The 22022-nt window shown below is 55.3% G+C and carries 19 protein-coding genes; 4 read left to right on the top strand and 15 right to left on the bottom strand.

What is annotated here, in order from left to right; translation table 11 throughout:
• Positions 1–17: 17 nt before the first annotated feature.
• From HMJ29_RS19940 to HMJ29_RS19925, 4 genes are all read right to left on the bottom strand, one after another.
• Entirely contained in the window at positions 18–1199 is a 1182-nt protein-coding gene (locus HMJ29_RS19940) for a glycosyltransferase (RefSeq protein ID WP_171593140.1), read from the bottom strand.
• 483 nt (positions 1200–1682) lie between these two features.
• Positions 1683–2561, bottom strand: coding sequence for an SDR family oxidoreductase (locus tag HMJ29_RS19935; RefSeq protein WP_171593139.1), 879 nt, complete (start codon positions 2559–2561; stop codon positions 1683–1685).
• 86 nt (positions 2562–2647) lie between these two features.
• Positions 2648–4534 carry a serine hydrolase domain-containing protein gene (locus HMJ29_RS19930; RefSeq protein ID WP_171593138.1) on the bottom strand — a complete coding sequence of 629 codons (1887 nt, stop codon included), beginning with the start codon at positions 4532–4534 and terminating at the stop codon, positions 2648–2650.
• A 308-nt stretch (positions 4535–4842) separates the two neighbouring features.
• Positions 4843–5325 carry a DinB family protein gene (locus HMJ29_RS19925; protein ID WP_171593137.1) on the bottom strand — a complete coding sequence of 161 codons (483 nt, stop codon included), beginning with the start codon at positions 5323–5325 and terminating at the stop codon, positions 4843–4845.
• A gap of 391 nt (positions 5326–5716) precedes the next feature.
• Here HMJ29_RS19925 and HMJ29_RS19920 point away from each other — a divergent pair, with 391 nt between their 5' ends.
• A complete protein-coding gene (locus tag HMJ29_RS19920; protein ID WP_171593136.1) occupies positions 5717–5881 on the top strand; it encodes a chryseobasin-related MNIO class RiPP peptide in 165 nt (54 codons plus the stop codon).
• 3 nt (positions 5882–5884) lie between these two features.
• Positions 5885–7042 carry a multinuclear nonheme iron-dependent oxidase gene (locus HMJ29_RS19915; RefSeq protein WP_171593135.1) on the top strand — a complete coding sequence of 386 codons (1158 nt, stop codon included), beginning with the start codon at positions 5885–5887 and terminating at the stop codon, positions 7040–7042.
• A 547-nt stretch (positions 7043–7589) separates the two neighbouring features.
• On the opposite strand, the gene HMJ29_RS19910 is transcribed toward HMJ29_RS19915, so the two are convergent.
• A complete protein-coding gene (locus tag HMJ29_RS19910) occupies positions 7590–8222 on the bottom strand; it encodes a DUF4241 domain-containing protein (RefSeq protein WP_171593134.1) in 633 nt (210 codons plus the stop codon).
• 10 nt (positions 8223–8232) lie between these two features.
• Positions 8233–8769 carry a pyridoxamine 5'-phosphate oxidase family protein gene (locus tag HMJ29_RS19905; protein ID WP_171593133.1) on the bottom strand — a complete coding sequence of 179 codons (537 nt, stop codon included), beginning with the start codon at positions 8767–8769 and terminating at the stop codon, positions 8233–8235.
• Positions 8770–9078: 309 nt separating this feature from the next.
• Here HMJ29_RS19905 and HMJ29_RS19900 point away from each other — a divergent pair, with 309 nt between their 5' ends.
• Together HMJ29_RS19900 and HMJ29_RS19895 are read left to right on the top strand one after the other, a co-directional pair.
• Positions 9079–10128, top strand: a complete 1050-nt coding sequence (locus HMJ29_RS19900; protein WP_171593132.1) for a hypothetical protein — start codon at positions 9079–9081, stop codon at positions 10126–10128.
• Positions 10097–11452, top strand: a complete 1356-nt coding sequence (locus HMJ29_RS19895) for a hypothetical protein (protein WP_171593131.1) — start codon at positions 10097–10099, stop codon at positions 11450–11452. Before HMJ29_RS19900 ends, HMJ29_RS19895 begins: the two co-directional genes overlap by 32 nt.
• Before the next feature lie 14 nt (positions 11453–11466).
• On the opposite strand, the gene HMJ29_RS19890 is transcribed toward HMJ29_RS19895, so the two are convergent.
• From HMJ29_RS19890 to HMJ29_RS19855, 9 genes are all read right to left on the bottom strand, one after another.
• Positions 11467–11694, bottom strand: coding sequence for a hypothetical protein (locus HMJ29_RS19890; RefSeq protein ID WP_171593130.1), 228 nt, complete (start codon positions 11692–11694; stop codon positions 11467–11469).
• Between the two features lie 15 nt (positions 11695–11709).
• Positions 11710–12819: a Fic family protein gene (locus HMJ29_RS19885; RefSeq protein WP_171593129.1), complete on the bottom strand. Its 1110-nt coding sequence runs from the start codon at positions 12817–12819 to the stop codon at positions 11710–11712.
• 44 nt (positions 12820–12863) lie between these two features.
• The gene (locus HMJ29_RS20640; RefSeq protein ID WP_262922234.1) at positions 12864–12989 is read right to left on the bottom strand and encodes a hypothetical protein; all 126 of its coding nucleotides are present in this window, start codon (positions 12987–12989) and stop codon (positions 12864–12866) included.
• The gene (locus tag HMJ29_RS19880; RefSeq protein WP_171593128.1) at positions 12971–13372 is read right to left on the bottom strand and encodes a DUF3592 domain-containing protein; all 402 of its coding nucleotides are present in this window, start codon (positions 13370–13372) and stop codon (positions 12971–12973) included. Before HMJ29_RS19880 ends, HMJ29_RS20640 begins: the two co-directional genes overlap by 19 nt.
• A gap of 14 nt (positions 13373–13386) precedes the next feature.
• Positions 13387–14697, bottom strand: coding sequence for an AAA family ATPase (locus HMJ29_RS19875; RefSeq protein ID WP_253805658.1), 1311 nt, complete (start codon positions 14695–14697; stop codon positions 13387–13389).
• Complete coding sequence (locus tag HMJ29_RS20570; protein WP_171593127.1) at positions 14646–18383, bottom strand: DNA repair ATPase; 3738 nt, start codon at positions 18381–18383, stop codon at positions 14646–14648. Before HMJ29_RS20570 ends, HMJ29_RS19875 begins: the two co-directional genes overlap by 52 nt.
• A 92-nt stretch (positions 18384–18475) precedes the next feature.
• On the bottom strand, positions 18476–18862 hold the full coding sequence (locus HMJ29_RS19865) for an endonuclease domain-containing protein (RefSeq protein WP_171593126.1): 387 nt from the start codon (positions 18860–18862) through the stop codon (positions 18476–18478).
• Positions 18863–19069: 207 nt separating this feature from the next.
• Positions 19070–21244, bottom strand: a complete 2175-nt coding sequence (locus HMJ29_RS19860; RefSeq protein WP_244679002.1) for a flotillin family protein — start codon at positions 21242–21244, stop codon at positions 19070–19072.
• A gap of 363 nt (positions 21245–21607) precedes the next feature.
• Positions 21608–22009 carry a PH domain-containing protein gene (locus HMJ29_RS19855; RefSeq protein ID WP_171593125.1) on the bottom strand — a complete coding sequence of 134 codons (402 nt, stop codon included), beginning with the start codon at positions 22007–22009 and terminating at the stop codon, positions 21608–21610.
• Positions 22010–22022 lie beyond the last annotated feature (13 nt).

The raw sequence follows: 22022 nt of genomic DNA, 5'->3' as shown, positions 1-22022 counted from the left end.
ACCAGCCTACTGGTGGCCTAGAGCGTTTGCAGGTGCTGGATAAATAACGCCGCAATGTTTTCCCAGCTGAACTGCTTGGCGTAGGCCACTCGCTCATCAGCAAGGGCTGCTGTGTTTTCTTCCAGGGCTTTATCAATCTGAACCAGATACTCAGCTGAGCCGGTGGCCAGGTAGGTATGGTCAGCAAAAACCTCATTCATGGTATTGGTTTCGGTGGCTACTACGGGTTTGCCCAGGGCCAGATACTCCAGAATCTTGAGGGGGAAATTGCTGCGGGTAAAATCGTTGAGTACCTGTGGGTTGATGCACACATCAAAATGCAGCAGGTAAGCCGGAATATCTCGGGTGTGCTTATACCCCAAGAAGAACACGTTGGGCAAACTATGCAGGGTGCTCTGCGCAAAAGCTTCATCCTCAGTCCCGATTAGCACAAAGCTCCAGGCGGGACGGGCCCGGGCTATTTCTATGAGCAGGTTCAGATCAAGGCGTAGCGTAATGAGGGCGCCTACGTACCCAATGCGGGGCCCGGGAATACGCTCGAGGTCTTCGGGAATATCGAGGGTATGGGTGTTGTTGAACTGGCTTACATCAAAGCCATTCCCGATATAAAAACTGTTGGGGTTGAAATGCTGCGCGCGCTTAGTGAAGTCAAGCGAGTTGCACACTACGGCATCGGCTTTGCGCATAATTTCCGGCTCCAGGCTAGGGCCGTGCCGCAGCCAGTATGGGGCACCCACAGTGTAGTCGCGGTCCATGTAAATGTACCGCTGGGGGCGCAGAATTTCCTTGAGGTAAAAGCTACGGAAGATATCCTTATCGTTTACCAGGATAAACTCATCAAAGCCCAGATCTCGCGTGGCCTTCTGAATCTCGTGGCCAAACCGCCGGTTGTTGAATTTTATCAACCACAGAAACAAAGGGGTATATGGCACCCAGTTGAAGGAGTCTAGCGGCTGGGTAGGATACAACACCCATAGGTGCGGCGCTAACTCCTGTAGCGGAGCTGCCTTTGACTTAATGGCGTGCAAATGCGCCGCCACAAACGGCGACTCAGGCGTAATGAAATAGTCTTTGCGATTAACGGGGGAGTTGACGTACAGCACGTTATGGCCCTGGCGGGCAAGCTCCCGCGCCAAATTAGTAGACGTTGATTCACGCTCGGTGTTAATGCGCTGCAGGCTGACAAAAACGAAATTCATAGCTGGGGTAGTCCGGGCTGCTCCTGGAGTTCAGAAAGCGCACACAACAGGGTGGGACAGTGACAACCGTAAATCACTGAAAAGTGGTCTAGGCGAGCGGTGGCTTTATACTGGAGTAGCGTAAAGCCACGGCTTAAGCTAGCTCGTAGGAGAGAGGCAACAGGTCGGACAGAAGTGCATAGGGCTGAAATAAAGTAAGACAACGCGGATATTAATATTGAACAAATATAAGTGAGATTTGGATTAAGTCAAGCTTATTGTTAATGAGCTATTGCCCAACATTGGCGTTATAACCCGCGCCAAGTAGGTAACTTTTGCATAGAGCTCTGGCCTTACCTAAGTCAAGCCAATGCATTTGCTTCGCATGGGCTACTTCAATTGGTGTACTAATGGTGCAGGGGCAGCATAAACCCAACCCCACCCCTCATAAAATAAGGTGCAGAGTTGGGTGTTGGTAATACGCCTATGCTGGCCCAGACAGGCCTAGCTACCCTTGGGCATGCCGCCGGTAACTTCCAGCAGGCTGCCCGTAGAGTAGCTGCCATCTTGTGAGGCAAAGTATACGTAAGCAGGGGCAAGCTCCTCTGGCTGGCCCGGGCGCCCCAGCATGGTAGAGTCACCGAACTTCTTGAGGTCTTCCTTCAGCATAGTCCCGGGGATGAGGGGCGTCCAGATGGGGCCAGGCAACACGGCATTTACCCTGATCTTCTTCTCGCCCAGGTAAGCCGCCAGGCTCTTGGTGAAGGTGTGAATGGCTCCTTTAGTGGCGGCGTAGTCTATTTGGTGGGGGTTGCCCACAATGCCCGCTATGCTACCCGTATTGATGATGGAGTCGCCCTCCTTCAGGAACGGAATGGCTGCCTGCGCCATGAAAATGTAGCCTTTAATATTGGTGTCAAAGGTGCGGTGGATGTTTTCCTCCGGAATGGTTTCAAAGTTTTCGTAGCCCATCTGGTAGGCCGCATTATTTACCAGAATATTGAAGCCGCCCAGCTCAGCGTAGGTCTGGCGCACGGCTTCGCGGCAGGCATCGGCGGAGCGCACGTCGCACTGGATGGCCAGAAACTTACGGCCCTGGGCCTGAACGGCGCGGCCAACTACGGCCGCATCCTCGGCGTTGGTCTGGTAGATAACGGCTACATCAGCCCCTTCCATGGCGTAGGCCAGGGCTACTGCCCGCCCAATACCGGAGTCGCCGCCCGTAATGAGCGCCACCTTGCCCTTGAGCTTACCCGCCGGCTGGTAGCTCGACATATCCCAGTCGGGTTGCTCTTGCATGCCCTCCTCACTGGTGGGGTAGGCGGTAGGCTTGGGGTTGATTTCGCTATTGGTAGGGCGTGGTTCGTTCTGTTCAGTATTCATCGTCACGAAGGTTAGTGTGAGAAGGAATACGCAAGCAGGGGGCTAAGGTCAGATAAGAACGAAATGTTTTAATGCTGCAGGCAGGCCTACACACTCCACAGCTGTAGGCTCATCCAACCAAAGGAGGCTAGTGTGGCGGCCAGCCAGCCCAGCGCCCCGTAGGTGAGCAGCAAGTACCAGGCCACCGCGCGGCTGCGGAAATGGCGAAAGGTGCGCATCGTTAGCAGCAGCCCCGCCAGGGTACAAACTACGAAGGCTAATGGGGCAAGGCTAAGTAAAACGGTAGGAGTATTTACCCGGCCCACATTCTCAATCTGAGTAGCCACAGTAACTAATGCCACAATGCTAGTCACTAAGGCTATAGTGGCGAACAAGGGCAGTAACCGCGGCAGAACCTGAGCCCGCGGCAGTTGGCGGCGCACGGCATAAATAAGCCATATCAGCCCAGCTACCGCAGAAGTCAACATAAGAAGTACGCTCAAGCCAAGTAAGGCCGGCCGCAACCACCACCAGCCGGAGCTAGCCTCCTGGTAGTAACTGCCCGCGAAAACCAGCATGCGCTGCCCGTCACGGGTATGAGTTAGTACGGCGCTGGGCAGCACCTGATTTGGGCGGCGGAAGGTAAGGGCGCCAGCGGGAAGCAAGGTGTCAGGGGAGCCAAACAGAGGCCGCAGAAGAAGCATCTGGCCAGCTTGCACCAGCTGCTTGTCGCCGGTTAGATAGTCAACAATGCCCAGGAGCTGGTTGCGCGGGGCGGCGTTCTGGTAGTGGCCCAGGTAAGGCGCAACGGCCTCCACATCAAGGGCAGCAGGGGCGGGTATGGTGGCAACGGAAGCTGAGCCCAGCAGGAACTCGCGTACCAGTTTTTCAATGGCGCTTAAGCTCTGGCCGCCGTTGTTTGACATGGCATAGCCCAGGCCAAGTGCGCGATTGTACGCAAACGCCGACGTAAAACCCCCAATACCCCCACCGTGACCCCGAAAGGAGGCTTTGCCCTTCCAGTTAACAATGGAGTTTGCCAAGGCATACCCGGTGGGCAGGCCTGCCCGTGCATCCAACGGACTGTGGGGCGTTTCAATCTCACGCAGGCTGGCGGGTTGCAGCAGGGCGGTGCCATCAGCAGCGCGGAAACCATGAAGGAAGAACTGCACCCAGCGGGCCATGTCCCGCGCCGAGGCACTCATGGAGCCTGCCGGCCCCGCATAAATCGGCCAAGGCTTCACGGGCTGGTAGTGGTTATTCTCATAATCGTAGCCCTGCGCTAATTGAGGATTAGTACCAGGGCGTAGCGTAGCAGTGGCATCGGGCATACCCAGGGGGCGTAGCAGGTGCTGAGCCAGATACTGCTGGTAAGGCTGGCCGCTGAGCTTCTCTAGCAGGTAGCCCGCCACCTCATAGCCGGGGTTAGAGTACGACATTCGCTCGCCGGGGCGCCAGCGGCAGCGCAACTCTTGCCGAAATACCTCCACCACGGCGGTGCCTTGTGGGTCAGTGGCTGTGGTGTTGTACACGTGGTTAAAGTGCATATCATCGAAGCCGGCGGTATGCTCCAGAAGGTGCACCACGCGCACGGGGTCGGTGGCTTCCCAGGGATTATCAAGGGGTATTTCGGGGGCCAGCTTGCGCACCTCATCATTGAGGTTGAGCTTACCCTGCTCTACCAGCTGCATCAGACCTACGGCCACAAACGTTTTGGTGACTGAGCCGATGCGGAATAGGGTGTTAGCCGTCACAGGCTTCTTGTGTTCTATTTCGGCCAGGCCCAGGCCACCCACAAACCGCTGTGATGAGTCGGGTGAGACGAGGGTGAGCATCAGGCCCGGAATGTGCTCTTGGTGCATGATGCGCTCAATACTATCGGTGAGCTGCTGCAGCGTGATAACAGGCCTGAAAGTTGATTTTGGGCGTTGCAATTGGGCAAAGCACGGGGCAGCGAAACTTAGCACTGCTAATAACAGGAATAGCTTCTTCACGAATAAGACTTACAGTTACTGTGTAGCCAGGAAGGTAAGCGTTTGCCGATGAATAATATATACTTTTAAGTATATAAAGGCAAGGCTACTACCCCTTGTTACTCCAAGCCACTCCTGTGCAGGGCTCTGCCGCTCACCCTTCCAATTCTTCCGGCTTCCGTAGTGCCCTGCTTATTCAGGATGTTTCCCGCCAGGCCTATGGCTTCGGAGCACAACTGCGGTTGCGTTTACTCCAAGCAATAAGAGGCCGTAGGCCAGCCCGAGCGAGCTAGTGGCCTAGCGGCGCCCAGACTGGCCTAGGAACTGTTTTACTCCCAATCCTGGAGCAGTCGCCGTACCAGAATAATTTGGCCGGTGTGGTAGGCGGCATGGTCAGCAATCAGAAAGGCTTCACGCAGCAAGGTTTGCCCCGTGCCATGAGGGAGAGGAGCCAGCAAATCCTGCTGTGGGTCTTGAAGCAGCTGAATAAACCGGTCGCGGTCGTGCTGGATTTGGGTAAGCGTGCGGTGCCAGCTGGCTTCGTCTGCGGTAGCCTCAGGAGTGGGCCAGTATTCATCAGGCCACTTCGGCGACTGATGCTTGGGGTTGATGCAGAACTCCATAATATCCCACTGCGCAATACGGATGTGCTCGGCTAGCTGCCACACGGTGTAGGGGAGGTTTGAAACATGCTGGTTCAGGTGGGCCACCGTAATATCGGCGCAGGCTTCTTCCAGCGTAACATGGGCGTTGCCCTTAGTGAGGAGTTCCGTCAGCTCTTTTACAATACCTTTTCGCGAGTTCTGATCCATGAAGGTGGAGGGGTATAAGTGGTGATAGTAAAGCCCGGCGGCTACAGGGCCACTGGTAGCTTGCCACCAACAAATAACACAGGCTACTTGGGCAATCCTAGTACCACCGGCAGAGATACCAAAACCCTTTTGCAGTGCTTATCAAAAAGGATTGCAGCATTACGCTTGCAAGAGACCCTTAAGCACTTGGGTTGAAGTTTTGTCCCTGATGCAACCATCCTGTTGGCAAAGGGCTCTTGCTAAGTACGTGGGTGGCCAGGCAAATTGCATAGGGCCACCGGCTTCGGTTTCGATGACTGTAAGCCCCCCTGCCCGAAGCCGCTTAGCTCTGTCACCCATGTAATCAACCGACCAACAAGCTTGTCACTATCTCAAACACATCTCTACTCCTATGAAACTATCGCAGGCAGTACTCGGGGCCGTTCTGGTTGGCCTAGCCGTTCAAACCACTAGCTGCATTAAGAAAGACGATCCTACGCCGAAGGAGAAGCAGGGCGAAACCAGCACGAAAAGCCCTAAAACGCCAGACGCTTGCCCCGGCTGCGGCATGGGCTAAGCCATGAGCACGCCCACCCAGCTAGCCAAGGCTGATGCTCCCGGCATCTTCTCGTCTATTGCCTGCAACCTCGACGCCAATATTCTCACGGCGGCCTTTCCGTTGCTGGAAGACGAGCGGGTGGAGGCCTTGGAGTGGTCGTTTGATACGCTGTTCTGGGCAGAGCAGGTGCCCGAGTGGTTTACGGCGCTGCTGCAGGCGTATGCAGCGCAGAACCGCCTGGTAGGCCACGGCGTGTATTTCTCCCTGCTCTCGGGGCGCTGGACGGCCGAGCAGCAGCAGTGGCTGCAGCACCTGAAGGCTCTGGCCGGGCAGTTTGCCTTTGACCACATAACCGAGCACTTTGGGTTCTTTACGGGCCAGAACTTCCACTCGGGGGCCCCGTTGCCCATCCCGTACACCAGCACCACGCTGCGCCTCGGGCAAGACCGGCTACACCGCATGCAGGAGGCCTGCCGGTGCCCGGTGGGACTGGAGAACCTGGCCTTTGCCTACTCCCTGGATGAGGTGAAGCGGCACGGCGAGTTTTTGGAGAAGCTGGTGGAGCCGGTGAACGGCTTCCTGATTCTGGATCTGCACAACCTGTTCTGTCAGCTCCATAACTTCTCCGTATCGTATGAGGCGTTACTTGCCCTGTACCCGCTAGAGCGGGTGCGCGAAATTCACATTTCGGGCGGCAGCTGGGAAGCCTCGGGTCAGGTGCCGGGCCGCCAGATCCGGCGCGACACCCACGACGAGGCGGTGCCGGAGGAGGTGTTTCAACTGCTGGAACAAACTCTGCCGCGCTGTCCCAACCTGAAATTCGTGGTGCTGGAGCAGTTGGGTACTGGCCTAAAAACGGAATCCAGCCAAGCTCAATTCCGCGCCGATTTCCGCCGAATGCAGCAGCTGATTAACCATTACCGTAGCACTACTCACCGCCAAGCCAGCCAGTTGTTTTTGCCACAGCAGCCTTATTCGGCTGGCCCAGTGGCAGAAGATGCGCAGCTGCACACGCAACAGCAGCAGCTTTCTCATATCCTGGAAACAGCGCCTTCTTATGCGGAAGCCCGGCAGCTACTGCAGACCTCAGCCCTAGCTCACACCGACTGGAAAATTGAAGAGTGGGAACCGCACATGCTGGAAACGGCTATCAGTATTGCCCAAAAGTGGAAGCAGTAGCTCACCCTTGTAAGTAAGTTGCCAGCAGACAACAAGTTGCAGGTGACTAAGCCTTTGAATTCCGGGGGAGTACTACTCCGCTAAGAAGGTGGCCTACGCAGTGTGCACACAGTTCAGGCCCCTGAAGCTACCCACTGATAGTTTACAGCATAGGGCCTGAGCGGATGCGCCAACACCTACTCACTAGCTAGTTCAGGGCATTGTGCAGAAAGAAACGCAAGGCCCCTAATCTGAGCGAAACGCTTGGCCTCAACAACTCCTGGCTTAGTGTATCCGACAGCAGATCAAGCGCGGAGCCTCTGGTATTGTCAAAGAGCTGTTGCGCCAACACGTCACTAGCCGAAAATTTGATCCTGAATATTACCACGAGCACCGGCTACAGCGAATTTGAGCACATCGGGAATGCTGACAACAACTAGATGGGGCTGTGGTAACCCTTTGTTAGAGCTGCCTAACCCGCAGCTACAGTAGCGCCGTGGTACGCGTTGTACAACCTAACCCCTTGAAGCTTGGCGCGCATGAGCAAGGTAACCAGCGCGGCACCAGATTACGCGTTATCGGCGTCGATAAACTCGGTGACGAACTTCACCGGCTGGTTCTGATCGTCGAGGCCGACGTAAGTGGCATACACTCCGTCGCCGTAGCCCGACTGAAACACGGCCACATTGTTTTCTTTGTCGGGGTAGGGCTGCAACACGTAGTGCTGGTGGCTACCATCCGCTGAGTAAAGCAAACCATCGACGTAGTCATCGTAGTAGCTGATGTACTCGTCGCCTAGCTCCGCCTGCAGGTCGGCGTCGTGCTGATCTATCTGGGCCAGGGTGGCGTAGTCCATGAAGCAGCCCAAGCCCGCCGATACGGGGTAGCCGAATAGTTCATCAGAGCCCAGGGAGGCGGGGTCTTGCTGGGCTGTTACGGCCAGTTCCCAGCGGCTTACCGGGGCTTCGCGCAGCCGCATTTCGGCGTAGGCGATACGGTCTTCCTCGGGCATCACGTGCACGTACACCGGGTAATAGCCGGGCGGGCAGGTCTGGCGGAAGGGCTGCGGTTGGGAAAATGCCACTGGGTCGCAGGCGATAAGCCGGCCGGTGGGCAAGAATAGCTCCGTGACAAGCAGCGGTTGTAAGCCCGCAGGCAGGGCAGGAGCGGAGAAGAGACGGGTTAAGGCGGAAGGCAGCATGACGGCTAAGTTAGATACTGGTGAGCTTGCCGTCAAGGCTGCGGACGTGGCAGTTGTGCCAGTACTGCGCTACCTGTTTGGGGCCGCGCGGTTCCATGGAGTGGTTCAGCTCGTCGCGCTCGGCCCGGTAGTCGAAGGAGGGCACAGCCATGCCACAGGAGGTTTGCACCAAATCTACCGTTACCACCACTATCTGCCGGGAGCCGGGCAGGGGCGGGAACAGCGGCAGCAGCTCAGCCCACTCCGCGTCGCGGGGGTGGTACACCGTAGCGGTGCCATAGAGGCGCAGGATGTTGGGCTTGCCCTCGAAGGCGCACCACATCAGGGGTATGCGGTTTACCTCCAGCAGGTGGGCGGCGGTTTCGTTGCCGCTGCCGGTCAGGTTGAGCCAGGCCACGCGGTTGGCATCTAGCACGCGCAGGGTATCCTGGCCCTTGGGCGAGATTTTGACGCGCCCATCCGCAGCGGCCGTACCCACGAAGAATATGTGCTGCTGCTCGATAAAGGCTTGAGTGTCGGCGCTGATGGTAGGGTATTGCTTGCCCATGAGCGAGAGAGTTTTGGCAGGGTAGCAAGGTAGTAATGTTGAGTCTCGACATTAAACTTTACTTTCGTAGCCAGTCACAAGCTATGCCTTGCAGAATGTGCATTTCGCCCTCTTTCACCTAGTCTGCGTATAAATCAGGCTCCAATAATAAGTTGTAAAATAAGATGTTTATAGGATATGCATTGCAAATTGAATATAAGAAAGCTCTGATTGATAAGTGATGCTCTGTAAAGGTATTTTTTTATAAAAAAAGCTATAATCACACCAAGATTCGTCTCGCTTTAGTGACATCTTACCTGTATTTGAAATATGTTTTTATCATTACAAAGTTCCCTCGCAGGAAGTGTTGTAGATTTCTTGCAGAAGTCTAATATGGAATGCCTTGCTACTCAAAAAGGGGTTGTAAAGCTTATACATTCTCTTTCAAGATATACAGAGGAAGGGCAGGTTTTATTTCCTAAAATATATGTTTTCGACAATGAAGAGATATTAAATTCTCTTGTCTATTTCGATAAATTTTATATCGGATGTGGTCCGCGAGAAGCAAGCACTTTTACCGAGGGACTGAAAAAGATAGCTCCTTTGGCATTAGGCAGTTGGAATATTTACTTTAAAAGAGATGAATCAACTGTTGAGTATGGCTTGTTTCGAAGTGGAGAATCTATAATATCAGTATCGCCCTGGGAACTCCTGATTAAAAATGGTCAAAAGGAACAACCTGCTTTCTTTTTGCAACAGGTAAGCGAAGGGCTTATTGAATTAAAAAGTTGGAATAATACTCAGCTCTTGGTGAGTTTTGGTATAGAAGATAATATAGAGTCCCCAAGTCAGAAAATAGAAAGTTTTGTTAAAGCATTAGTCTTTAAATCAGATCTTAAATATCAAGAGCAATACAGTAGTTTGTTGTTTAAATTGTTAAATACGGTTACGCAGAAAAAGCATGGAACTATATCGGCAATATACAGTGGTAAAAATATTACTAAAACAAACGAATTTAAAGACGGACAAATACTGCCTAAGCCTATAAATTTGATAGATAAACTAAAAAAATTTAGATTAGAAATAGATCAGAATGGTCAACCTTTATTGAAAAATAATAGTGAGTTGGATAGTTATATACAATTAATTGTTGGTATGATGTTAAGTGATGGTATTACAATTTTTAGTACTACAGGTTCTGTGCTAGCTTATAATGTCTTTATAAAAGATAAATCAAGTCAGAAAAAAACTGTTCAAAAGGCTTCGGGAGGAGCGAGGACTAGAGCTTTTGAATATTTGTGCAAACTCCCGAAGTCAAAAGTGAGTGCAGTCTTTATGCAATCACAAGATGGAGCAATTAAATTCTTTGAAAATGAGTAACGAGGTACAGATACACGGCTGGAAAAATCAGGTTTCTCCTCTTTCCATTGGCAGCGATTCTATGAATGCAATAGTATCCGCCGGCTCGCAATTAAGTGCTAAAGACCAAAAACAGATAGTTAATGGCTTTTTAGCACATAATTATGAGATGGTCAGTAGCTTCATATGGACTCGTGCATTATCTGCTCTAAAGGCTCAACTAGGTCGTATTGGGACTGGTTTTATAGCTGAGATGCTAGATCGTCCTGATATAAAGGAAGGGGTGAATCTTCAGCAAGTCATAACAGATTTTGATGCTATTAAACTCGCTGAGGATTTAGGTGCAATTAACGGCACAAGTGCTTTTCGTCTAAGGCAATCTATGGACCTAGTGTTTCACTTTGGTAGCATGGATGCAGAAGAAGCGGATGAAAATGAAATGCGTCCGGAAGAAGCAATTGCAGTAATAAGAAATTGTATTGAAAATATTCTTGGCCACGAAAAAATAGAATTTGCTCTCGATTTTAAGGAATTTAGAGATAATCTTGAAGAAAAAGTTCTTCAAAAAAATGATGAACGAATAGAAAATATATCGATTAGTCCATATTTTTTTATAAGAGCTATTGTAAGAATTCTTTTAGGTTTAATTAAATCATCATTAGGCGCTCAGTTAGATAATGTGTTATCTAACACTGTAATTATATTACCGCAATTATGGGGTAAGCTGAAAAAACCTGAGAAGTATCAAATTGGTAGAAGTTATGCGGAACTAATAGCTGATGGGAGCACTAAAGCAGCTAGCAGCATTCGTCAAGTACTTCTGGCTACAAAGGGGTTTGATTTTGTTCCAGAAAATCTACGCTCTACAGCTTTTATTAAGGCAGCTAGTGAAGTGCTTCAGGCTCATGAGGGTATGAATAACTTCTACAATGAACCTATACCAATGCGTAATCTGGCCAAAATGGGGAGCAGTATACCAACTCCGGCTTTACCAGTTTGTATTACTGCTGCACTTTCAGTTAAAATTGGTAATAACTTTGGAACAAGTTGGGCAGCACAAGAATCTGCGAATGAAGTGTTAAGCAATATTACTTCTGAACAATGGGAATATTACTTCAATGAAAGCTTTCCTTATGATGAAAGGATTTTGTACAAGTTAAATTCTGATAGTACTTCTATTTCCAATAGATGGTTTGAATTCATTCAAGGTAGCGATAAGATAAGTGATATATCCTCTAATATAGAGGAAAAGACAGTGCGAGAATTGTTAGACGATAGTGTAAAAGGCAATAGAAAACGCGTGAGTTATTTGTCTTCTCAACTGCTTAAAAAAGCAGGTGGTTAGTTAAGAAGCTTGACCTAACTATCACAGTTTAACGCCTCTCTAATCCCACTTAGTCCACCAGCAATGCTTTCGAGCTTGTCGAGCATCTGCAGGAGCTGGCCGGCACCGGAGTTGCGGAGGTTTTCGCGGAAGGTGGCTTTGATTTCCTGCCAGCGGGTTTCTTCTGCGGGGGTGAGCCAGCCCAGCAGCTTGAGCAGGTTGGCTTCGCTTTCGTGGTGAAGGTAGGACAGAAAGGTAGACACTTTTTCAAGTGTGTCTTACGCCTCGGGGGCCAGACGGTAGCTGGTGCTCCGGCCGCCGGCACTTTCCCTTACGATGATGCCTTTGCTGATTAAGTCCGTGATGTCGCGGCCGGCGGTATCCTGCGAGCATTTGGCTATGCGCGCCCATTTAGACGTGGTCAGTTTGCCCTCGAAGCCATCCAGCAAGCGGGTCAGCAAGTGCCGCTGCCGCTCCGAGAGAGGCGTCTGCTGGTGCCGCTCCCAGAACCGGGCTTTTGTCAGCACCTGCCCCAGGGTATGTTCGGCGCTGGTGAGGGCCCGGCCCAGGCAGCTCAGAAACCACGTGAGCCAGGGCGTAAGGTCCAGCGTGCCGCGTTGGCTGGTTTCCAGTAAGTGGTAGTAGTCCTGACGCTCGGCCTGAATCTGCGCTGACATGCTGTAGCACCGCTGTCCGGTGCCATCGGCGCGGGTGAGTTGCAGGTCGGCAATGGCGCGGGCAATGCGCCCGTTGCCGTCATCAAACGGATGGATTGTCACAAACCAAAAATGCGCCACGGCGGCTTTCAGCACCGGATCCAGGTCGAGGGGCGCATTGAACCACTCCAGGAACTGCTGCATGTGCGCCACCATCATGTCGGCGGGGGGGGCCTCGTAGTGGACCCGCTCCCGCCCCAACGGACCCGAAACCACCTGCATAGGGCCGGTGCGCCACGCCCCGACCTGCACCGCATACAAGCCGCTATGACCGGTAGGAAATAGCGCGTGGTGCCAGGCAAACAGCCGCTCCGCGGTGAGCGGCTGCTCGGCCTGCTGGGTAGCGTCCAGCATCATCGCCACAACCCCTTCTACGCGGCAGTCTGCTGGAGGGAGGCCGCCCTGTTCCAAGCCCAGCCGGTGCGCCAGCGACGAACGCACCGACGCCGGGGGCAGTATTTCCCCCTCAATCTCACTGGACTTGAGCACGTCCAGGGTCAACGTCTGAAGCGTGGCCTCGGCCCTTAAGTCTAAGCCCAAGCCATCGAGCCGCCCTAGTAGGCGGCCCTGTTGGTTACGCACGGTCCCTAACAGGGATTCTAACGCGGTAGCTTGCCAGGTGAACTGCGGCCAGTCGGCCAGCTGATGAATATATGTATTTATTCTCCGCATAAGATGCGGTGAATATAGCGCTTATTCTCCGCAACATAGGTTCGCTACCCCCGCTTTAGTACTTCCCGAATCTCGCTCAGGCCACCGGCAATGTTTTCCAGTTTATCCAGCATCTGCAGGAGCTGGCCGGCGCCGGAGTTGCGGAGGCTATCTAAGGGAAATATTTCCATACGGCGTATACCAAACCGCTAATACTGAAGGCAACAGTCATCCAGTCGCCGAAGCTTAGTCTCTCTCCATCAATACTCACGCTGTTTGAGTCGGCCGGATCAAAACGCACTGTGACTTCGTCGCCTTCTTTGTAGCGGTCCGCCGTGGTGCCAAAGCTCGAGCGGACTGTTATCAATTTCTGCTGAGCATTCTGGAAGCGGACTACCGGATAGAAAGCCGGAGACTTGCCTGCTTCGTGCTCAATCCAAATTACTGTGCCGGCCGCGATTTTGCCGGTTCGTTGTAGTCGAAACTTTTGACGCACTCTGTACAAGGAAACCAGTGTAATAATCACACAAGGAACCGCTACAAGAATGAAACCTACGATATCAGTACTCTTCATGACGTATATGGTGTCTATTCCCGCTTCAACGCCTCCCGAATCCCACTCAGGCCGCCGGCAATGTTCTCCAGCTTGTCCAGCATCTGCAGGAGTTGGCCGGCGCCGGAGTTGCGGAGGTTGTCGCGGAAGGTGGCTTTGATTTCCTGCCAGCGGGTTTCCTCGGCGGGGGTGAGCCAGCCCAGCAGCTCGCGCAGCTTGAGCAGGTTGGCCTCGGTGGCGCTGGTTAGGGTTTGGGCTTCGCTTTCGTAGTGGGCGGCCAGCAAGTCGGTTATTTCCTGGTCGTTCATGACGGGGCGCACTTTCTCGGCCAGCTTGTTCATGTTGCGGTAGGAGCCCTGCAGCTTGAACGGCGGCTCGGTGCGGTAGGCGTCGGCCTGGGCGGCGCTGGCAATGTAGGCCGCATTCACCCGGGCCACCACGTCGCGCAGGCGCAGCAGCTTTTGCAGCACTGCCACGTACTCGTTTAGCTCCTCGGGCGAGTGGTTGCCCTCGAAGCTCAAGCCGTCTTGCTGTCCGGTTTCGGCGAGGCGGATGAGGGCGGGCACGTCCTGGGGGCTTTGGGTGGCGAGGCGGCCCAGGGCGGCGTTGCTGATGAGGGCGTTTTCGAGGTAGGAGAGGCGGAAGGCTTCCTCGGAGCCGGTGCTCAGGATGTCGCCGAGGTTGTAGATGTCGGCGCGGTTGGCCAGCATGTCGGGCAGCTGAAACACGTCACCGCTTTCGGTGTAGGGGTTGCCGGCCATCACCACCGCCACCTTGCGGCCGCGGAAGTCGTAGGTGCGGGCGCGGCCCTCGTATACGCCCTCAATCTTGCGCTGGGCGTCGCAGAGCGAGATGAACTTCTGCAGAAACTCGGGGTTGCAGTGCTGAATGTCGTCCACGTAAATCATCACGTTGTCGCCCATCTCGAAGGCCAGGTTCAGCTTCTCCAGCTCCTGCCGCGCCCCGGCGTTGGGGGCCTGGGCGGGGTCTACGCTGGTTACGGCGTGCCCAATGGCCGGCCCGTTGATCTTCATGAAGATGAGGCCTAGCCGGTTGGCCACGTACTCCATGAGCGTGGTTTTGCCGTAGCCGGGCGGCGAGATGAGCAGGAGCAGGCCCATGAGGTCGGTGCGCTTGCCCTCTCCCGCCGTCCCGATCTGCTTGGCCAGGTTAGCTCCAATCAGCGGCAGATACACCTTATCAATTAGCTGATTGCGCACAAACGAGGTAAGCACACGCGGACGGAAATCCTCCAGGCGCATATCCTGGGCGGCCCGCACCAGCAGCTGCTTCTTCAGCTCCTGAAACTGGTCGAACTGCGGCACCAGCACCCGGTCGTGGTGCAAGAGCCGGCGGCGGAAATCAGGGAAGTTGAGGTGGTAGCTGCGGTCGTCGGTGAGGCGTGCGTGGCTGCCCTGAAAGCCAGTGAGGGTTTCGCGGGTGGGAGTGTGGACGACGCGGGCCGGGTCGTAGGTTTGGGTGAGCAGGAGGACGGCAACCTCACCCCCGGCCCCCTCTCCTCGGGGAGAGGGGGAGCCTGACGATTGTTGTTCGATAGATTGTAATTTTCTCTTTGGGCTAGGCCACTGCCATTTGCTGACGGCTGGCTCCCCCCTCTCCCTGAGGAGAGGGGGGCCGGGGGGGTGAGGTGCACCGCCTGCACCCACTGCCGCACCAAATTGAACTGCGCTACCGGCTGGTCGCGAAGCTGGTCGATGGACTGCTGAAACAGCTCCGTGGCCTGGCGTTCCTGCAGTTGCTTCTGGAACTGCTGGTACAGCTCGGCGGCTTCGGCGGCAATGATGAAGGTGCCGGTGTGCGTCAGCTCGTGGAAGAGGTAGTCGCCGGCTTCCGCTACCTGGCCTAGGGTGAAGAGGCCGGTTTGCTGGGCAAAGGTATCCACGGCGGCTTGCAGCTCGGTTTTCAACTCATCGAACTCCTGCGAATCGGGGAATACCTGCAGCAGCACCCCGATGCCCTGCAGCTGCCGCTCCCAGTGGGCGCGCTGGTCGGGGTCAGCGAAGCGAAGCCAGTAGAGGGCCGCAGCAGCGCGGGTGTCGGCGGGGTAGCGAAGTAAGTCTGCCGTGCGAGTGAGGCGCACCAGGGCCGTGAGCAGCAGGGCGGCGTCGTGGTCGTGCACGCCTTTGAGGTAGCCTTCCTGGTAGCGCGCGGCCATAAACTGCTGCACGTAGGCCAGTAGCTCGGCGGCGCTGAGGTGGCCTAGCTCGGTAACCGACAGCACGGCGGGGCGGCCCGCTTCCGCATCGGCCGGCGCGGGGTGCTGGGCTGCTTGCAGAATGCGCCAAGCCAGGAACTCGGCCCGGTACACATCCTGGTTTTCCGACAACACGTTTTGCTCCCAGACTGGTCTAGCAGCCAGCAGGGTAGGGTCGGTTATCTTCTGGAAGAAGTTGGTGCCGGTGAGGTGGTAATGCAGGGCGTCGTCGCGCAGCACCACGGTCAGCTCCAGGGGCTGGGTATTTACGGTGAAGGCGTGGGGACCGAACTTAAGCGTCTGGCCGCCGTCGGCAAACAGGTCGGCCCGGTCGCGGAGCTGGCGCACGGCGTCTTCGCGCAGGGTTTTCAGGCGGCTCTGCACGTCGTCGGCCTTCACTGAGTCGCCGAGGTTAAGCAGCTCCTGGGCAGTCTGGCGCACCTTTTCCACCATCACGTCGGCAGCAAAGTACCCATTGATATCCGCTACTGATTCCAGGCGGGTGAGACGGCTCTGTACTGCTTTCAGCAGCCGCTCGGCGCTTTGCAGCAGGGCCGTAGCGCGCTGGTTGCGGGCGGCTACCAGCGCGGTTTTCTTCGATTCAAAAGCTTCTACTACCTGCTCGCGGCGGCTAGTGAGCTGCTCAATAAACTGGTCGAAGTCGGGAAATTTGCCTTCCAGCTCCTCCAACTGCACCATGAGCTTAGTTAGGTACTCGTCGCACTTGGCGGGGGTGTCGGCTAGGTCAAGGTAGTTGGTGAGGGCCTGTTCCAGCAGCTTGAGCTGGGCGGTAAACTCGGCTTGGGCCTCAGTGCCGGCCAGGGCCTGCCGCCGCCTTTTCAGCGCCGCCCGAATCTGGTTGAAGCGGGCGTACACCGTCGAGATGTTGTCGATGATGGCCGTGGTCTGGGTGGGGTCGGGGATGGGCAGGTTGCTCACTACTTCAATCAGCAGCTCTAGCTCCCGGGCCACGGCGGTGGCTTCCTGCTCGCGCTGGTCGGCCTCCACGGTTTTCTGCACTTGCTCCACGCCGTCGGCAATGGCCTGCACGCGCTGGGCGTAGGGCGTGAGGGCATCGGGCTTCAGCAGGAAGTTCACCGTTTGAGTGGCTACTTCCTTGCTCAGCTCCTCTAGGCCAGTAGCATGCTGCTCCACAGCCGGCAGCTCCACGTAGCGCAGCTCCTTCAGGGAAATTACCTCGCCCCGCACCCCGCGCAGCTCGCCCAATAGCTGCACAAACTCCGTCACAGTATCGGGCGCCGAGCGGCGGATGCGGCCGATTAGCTCGTCGGCCTTCTGGAAAACGGTTTGGGTTTGCTGAGCGGTGTTTTTGCGGATGCTCTGCACCTTCTCAAACTCCTCCACGGCCGCTGTAGCCGTCTGCCGAATTTCGCCCAGCGGCTCGGCCAGGGCCTGAGCCGCCGGCTCACGCAGCCAGTGGTAGGCGTCGGTGAGGCTAGTCGTCTGGCGGATTAAATCCAGGTAGAGGCCGGCGTAAGAGTCGTCCTTGCTGGTCAGCGTCAGGACTTCCTGCACTTCGCTCATAGCCCGCACAATCTCCTTGTTGCCCAGCTTGTAGAGGTAGGAATCGGAGGTGACGGGTAGCTCGAAATCCGGGGCCGTGTAGGGCGTCTGCCAGATCTGCACGGCGTGGTGCTTCTTGGGTTCGTCATCGGCCCGGAAGTAGCACAGCTCCCCATTTTCAAACAGGGCGTAGCCGTGGCACACAATCGGGTTATCTACGCGCTGAGCAATGCGGTTGTAGCTCAGCAGCAGGTAGGTGCCCTGGTCCTTGTTGTAGAACACGTACAGAAAATCCTCCCCGTTCGGCGACACGACGCGCTTCTCAAACAGCATCTCCCGCAGGCCATTGTCGAAGAGCTTGTTGTCGCCGGTTTGTAGGTAGAAGCCGTGCGGGAAAATCAGGCCCTGTCCGTCGGGGAGCAGCACGCAGGCATCGGCCAGCGCATCGAGGCGCTGGGCGGTTTTAAGCTTGAAGTTGAAGATGAAGTAGCGGTACTGCTGCTCCTGATAAGGCCGGATTTTGAGCAGAATCAGGTTGCCCACCACCGCAAAGTAGATTTCCGAGTCGTCCAGGGTCTGGTCCTTATCGTCTACCGGCTCGCTCAGAATACCCTGCCCGGTGCTGGTATTGTCCTCCACCTTGATGGTCAGGTCGCCGCCAATCGTCTCCACGAACACCTTGTCCTCAATGCTGATGTGGGGGTGCTTGCCGCCGCGCTGCATGTCGCGGGTGGCGCGCTTCCACTGAAACTCGTGCTGGGGCGGGAAGGTGTACTCGTGGTCGGAGCGGTTATCAAGGTAGGTGAGCGTGTCGCCCTGTATCAGCCATTTGAACGTCTTTACATCCGAGGCGCTCTTGCCCACCCGAAACACCATGAACAGGTGCGCCCCAATCACCGCGAACTTCACGAACTGGGTGTTCTTGTAGTAGCGGTACAGGTTGCGGAATTCCTCCAGAAACTGCGGATTCTGCAGCAGCTCCAGCCCCAGCGGCCGAAAGTCGTGCTCGGCATATTCGTACACCCCAAACACATCGGCCAGATCCGGCTCGGCCTTCAGCCCCAGCACCACATTGTACCCGAAGATAAACCGCTGGCCTGCCGGCACCATGTCCCAGGGCACACAGTTGTTTTCGGTAGTAACGCGGCCGGTGCCTAGCAGGCGGGTATCCACCGCCCCAAACACCTGCTTGCGCTCGGTATTCAGTGCGTCGAGGCGCTGACGCAAGTCGGAGCTGCTCTTGAGCAGGCGGTTGCGCAGGATTTCGTAGGTGCCGGTTTCGAGTTGTTCCATGGGTGGGACCTCACCCCCCGGCCCCCTCTCCTCGGGGAGAGGGGGAGCCACGGCGGCGCGGATGGTTTGATGTGGGGTAAGGGCTAGGCTAATTACCTTGAGTAGGTTGGTAGAAGCGTTTTCAGGTGCTCCTTGATGGTTTGCAGAACTTGAGGCGTGTTGTGCAGCACATCTTCATTGGCAAAGCGCAGGACTAGAAAGCCGGCCTCCTGCAAGTCGTGCGTGCGGCCGTCGTCATACTCGACTTGCCCTGCTTCATCATGAATGCTACCATCGACTTCAATAATCAACCAAGCCTCCAGGCAGACGAAATCGACGATAAATTTTTGGATGGCATGCTGACGACGGAAGCGTATCCCTAGCTTTTGGTTGCGCAATTCTTGCCAAAGATGGTCTTCACCTTCAGTAGGCTTTTTGCGGTTGGTGCGAGCGTAGTTTTTTAGGTGTTGTGTCCAGCGAATGGCATCGGTGGTAAACATGCGGTAGGGGGTACCTCACCCCCCGGCCCCCTCTCCTCAGGGAGAGGGGGAGCCTGACGACTATATTCTATGCCGTCTGAACTGAGATTATCATTGATATCTTCTGAGGGCATAAGTGAAGTAGAATAAGGTATATACCAAATAAAAATACGGTCCTACGTCGCCGTGGCTCCCCCTCTCCCCGAGGAGAGGGGGCCGGGGGTGAGGTTACTTCAGCTCCAGCATCTTCGCCGGCTTGTCACTGATGCCTAGCGCCGTAGCGGTACCGGCCAGTTGCGTAATCGTGGCACGGGTTGCGTCGTCGCCGGCCTGGTTCATCATCTTCAGCAGGAGGGCTGAAACGCTCAGGTTCTTCATGTCCTCGGAGCTCAGGCCGAACTGATCTACGAAGCGGCGCAGGTTGGTTTTGAAGTCGCCCCCACCGTTGCCGTCCACGGAGAAGAAGGCGTCTTTCACGGTGCCCAGCACTTCAGAGTTGTGCACGGCGCGGTCTACCATTTTGCCTTTCGTGATGGAGCCGATGATCTGGTCGAAGAACATCGTTTCGCCACCCACAATGTCGATCTTGGCGGCTTTGAGGGCCTCGCCAATAACGTCGGCCTGGGAGGCGGCAATATCCTTCTGGATGCTGATCTGGGCCAGCTCTACCGACTTCTCCTTGTCGAGGCGCAGCTTGAACTCCTCGTGGTCTTTGCCCACGCCGTCGAGCTTTTTCATGGCGTCGGCCTTGGCTTCGATGCCCTTGGCTTCCACCGCGAATTTCTGCTCCGATACGGCGGCTTCGGACAGGCCTTTCTTTTGGTCGGCGTCGGCTTTGGCTTGGATAATGTCAGCGTCGGCGAGGCCTTTTTCGCGGTTGACTTTGGCGGCTACCAGGCCCAGCTTCTCGTCGGCTTCGGCCTGGGCACCGGCTTTGGCCTGGATGGCCTGAGCCTCAGCGGCGGCAGTGAGCTGGAGCACGTTGGCCTGGGTTTCACCTTCTTTCTGGCGGGCAGTGGCTTTGGCTTGCATCACCTGGGCTTCGGCCAGGCCTACGGCGGCGGCTTTGCTGGCTTCGGCTTCGGCCAGGGTGCGGATGGCCTGAGCTTTAAACTCAGCGGCAGCTTTCTCGGCCTCCGCGTCGATGAGGGCTTGCTTGGCCCGGAACTCGGCACCTTGCTTTTCCATTTCGGCGGTGCCCACAAAGTTAATCGTGGCCGTGTCGTTTTGCTGCTGGGCAGCAGTTACGGCTACCAGCTTTTCGCGGTCGGCCTGGGCCTGGGCGCGAGTGTCTTTGATCTTTTCCTCTTCGACTACCGTGGCTTTTTCCACCGTAATTCTTTCGCGGATGATGGTCTGGATATTTTTCTTCTCTTCCTCCAGCGCCTTTTCCTTTTCAATCTGTGCCAGAGCTACAATCCGCTCCCGCTCGTTGGCTTCCAGTGCTTTGGCCTGGGCTACGCGCTCCGTTTCCACGGCATCGGTTCGCTCTTTGTTGCGCTCGGCTACCAGTACCTGCCGGTCGCGGTTCTGCTCGGCAATACGCACTTCCTCCTCGGTGGCAATGCGTGCTTTTTCCGACTTCAGGGTTTCTTCCTGCTGCACTTTGGCCGCTTCCGCTACTTCGCGGGCTCTGATGTTGGCTACTTCGCGCTTCTGCTTTTCCTGGTTTTCAATCAGTTGCTTTTCAAGCTGCAGAATGGTTTCCTGAGCCTCCACATCCTGCTTTTTGATGGTTTTCTGCTGCTCCCGCTGAATAGAGTTTGCCTGAATCTTCTGCTCCGAGGTGAGGGCAATGATCTTCTTGATGCCCTCAGCGTCGAGGATGTTGTCCTGATTCAGGGCCGTGAGTGGGGTTTGCTCCAGGTAGTCGATGGCGCAGTCGTCGAGGACGTACCCGTTGAGGTCGGTACCGATGATGCGCAGGATTTCCTGCTTGAACTGCTCGCGGGAGTTATAAAGCTCAATAAAGTCAAAGTGCTTGCCTACGGTCTTCAGGGCTTCGGAAAACTTAGCGTCGAAGAGGCTTTCCAGGGCGGCTGGGTCAGAGGCCCGGTGGGCGCCAATGCTCTGGGCCACGTTGATAACGTCTTGCTCGGTTTTGTTTACCCGCACAAAGAAATTCACCTTCACATCGGCCCGCAGGTTGTCTTTGCAAACCAAGCCCTCAGAGCCAGCGCGAGAAATAACAATGGTTTTCAGCTTAATGTCCATCACCTCCAGCTTGTGGAGCACGGGCACCACAAAGATGCCGCTGAAGGATACCTGGGTGTCGCCCATACCGGTGCGCACCAGGGCCTCGCCTTGCACAGCCTTCTGGTACATACGGGCCACAATGGCCAGAAAACCCAACACAAGGATGGCAGCGATGATTATCACCGCCAGGGAAAGTTGTTCTAACATGGAAGTAGGAAGTAGAAGTTAATTCTATCGGGAAGGGGAAATGTGAGAAACCAGCCTTCTAGGCCAGTACAGTAAGACAAAGGCGATATGCCGCTTGTGCGCTAGCCGCCACGGGCAATGCAGGGGTACGTATAGAATGGTAGTATAATAGGAAGAGAGATAGTAGTTTGCTGATGTATACACTGGCCCGAGCAGCCTAGCACAAGATCAATCTTGCTTCATGAAGGTAGCTCGGCGAGGGGGCCTGGAACAGTGGTTCAGGGAAAGAGCAGCTCTGCAATGCGGTCGAAAAATTCTGCCAGGGCTCCATCAAATAGAAACTGGCCTAGCCAATGCAGAAAAGCTTTTAAGTTCAGCAACAGATCAATCATGGCGCAGGGCGGGGTTGAGTTGATGCAGGGTGGTAAGAAAGCCCTTGGGATTAGCCGGGGAAATCAATACCGAGTCATACTTGCCATAGCGAATTTCCAGTCGGTTGAGCGACAGGGCCGGGGAGCTGATGGGGTTCCGCGTTGGCTTAACGCTGGTAATGCTGGTGATAGGCACCCGTTTATGAATAGGACCTGAGGTAATTAATAACTCCTGCGGTGTGAGTGTATAGCGAGTGTTTGCCAGCAGGTACCCTAAAAAAGCACCCACTGCCAGCACCACAACGCTGGCACCCCACCGTTGCTGCACGAAAGATAAGAGTAAAAAGAAGCCCAGACTACTCAGCACGGGTGCAAACAGCCACCAGCTGATTTTAGAGGGAAAGACCTGGTTCATACTCATCAGTAAT

Source organism: Hymenobacter taeanensis, from assembly GCF_013137895.1.
GTDB lineage: Bacteria > Bacteroidota > Bacteroidia > Cytophagales > Hymenobacteraceae > Hymenobacter > Hymenobacter taeanensis.
This window is presented reverse-complemented; position numbering and strand designations above follow the sequence as displayed.

What these genes read in the sequence shown, in the direction of transcription:
- HMJ29_RS19940 (WP_171593140.1), bottom strand. Translation starts at nt 1,199, where the DNA reads ATGAATTTCGTTTTTGTCAGCCTGCAGCGCATTAACACCGAGCGTGAA.
- HMJ29_RS19935 (WP_171593139.1), bottom strand. Translation starts at nt 2,561, where the DNA reads ATGAATACTGAACAGAACGAACCACGCCCTACCAATAGCGAAATCAAC.
- HMJ29_RS19925 (WP_171593137.1), bottom strand. Translation starts at nt 5,325, where the DNA reads ATGGATCAGAACTCGCGAAAAGGTATTGTAAAAGAGCTGACGGAACTC.
- HMJ29_RS19920 (WP_171593136.1), top strand. Translation starts at nt 5,717, where the DNA reads ATGAAACTATCGCAGGCAGTACTCGGGGCCGTTCTGGTTGGCCTAGCC.
- HMJ29_RS19915 (WP_171593135.1), top strand. Translation starts at nt 5,885, where the DNA reads ATGAGCACGCCCACCCAGCTAGCCAAGGCTGATGCTCCCGGCATCTTC.
- HMJ29_RS19910 (WP_171593134.1), bottom strand. Translation starts at nt 8,222, where the DNA reads ATGCTGCCTTCCGCCTTAACCCGTCTCTTCTCCGCTCCTGCCCTGCCT.
- HMJ29_RS19905 (WP_171593133.1), bottom strand. Translation starts at nt 8,769, where the DNA reads ATGGGCAAGCAATACCCTACCATCAGCGCCGACACTCAAGCCTTTATC.
- HMJ29_RS19900 (WP_171593132.1), top strand. Translation starts at nt 9,079, where the DNA reads ATGTTTTTATCATTACAAAGTTCCCTCGCAGGAAGTGTTGTAGATTTC.
- HMJ29_RS19895 (WP_171593131.1), top strand. Translation starts at nt 10,097, where the DNA reads ATGGAGCAATTAAATTCTTTGAAAATGAGTAACGAGGTACAGATACAC.
- HMJ29_RS19885 (WP_171593129.1), bottom strand. Translation starts at nt 12,819, where the DNA reads ATGCGGAGAATAAATACATATATTCATCAGCTGGCCGACTGGCCGCAG.
- HMJ29_RS20640 (WP_262922234.1), bottom strand. Translation starts at nt 12,989, where the DNA reads ATGGAAATATTTCCCTTAGATAGCCTCCGCAACTCCGGCGCCGGCCAG.
- HMJ29_RS19880 (WP_171593128.1), bottom strand. Translation starts at nt 13,372, where the DNA reads ATGAAGAGTACTGATATCGTAGGTTTCATTCTTGTAGCGGTTCCTTGT.
- HMJ29_RS20570 (WP_171593127.1), bottom strand. Translation starts at nt 18,383, where the DNA reads ATGGAACAACTCGAAACCGGCACCTACGAAATCCTGCGCAACCGCCTG.
- HMJ29_RS19865 (WP_171593126.1), bottom strand. Translation starts at nt 18,862, where the DNA reads ATGTTTACCACCGATGCCATTCGCTGGACACAACACCTAAAAAACTAC.
- HMJ29_RS19860 (WP_244679002.1), bottom strand. Translation starts at nt 21,244, where the DNA reads ATGTTAGAACAACTTTCCCTGGCGGTGATAATCATCGCTGCCATCCTT.
- HMJ29_RS19855 (WP_171593125.1), bottom strand. Translation starts at nt 22,009, where the DNA reads ATGAACCAGGTCTTTCCCTCTAAAATCAGCTGGTGGCTGTTTGCACCC.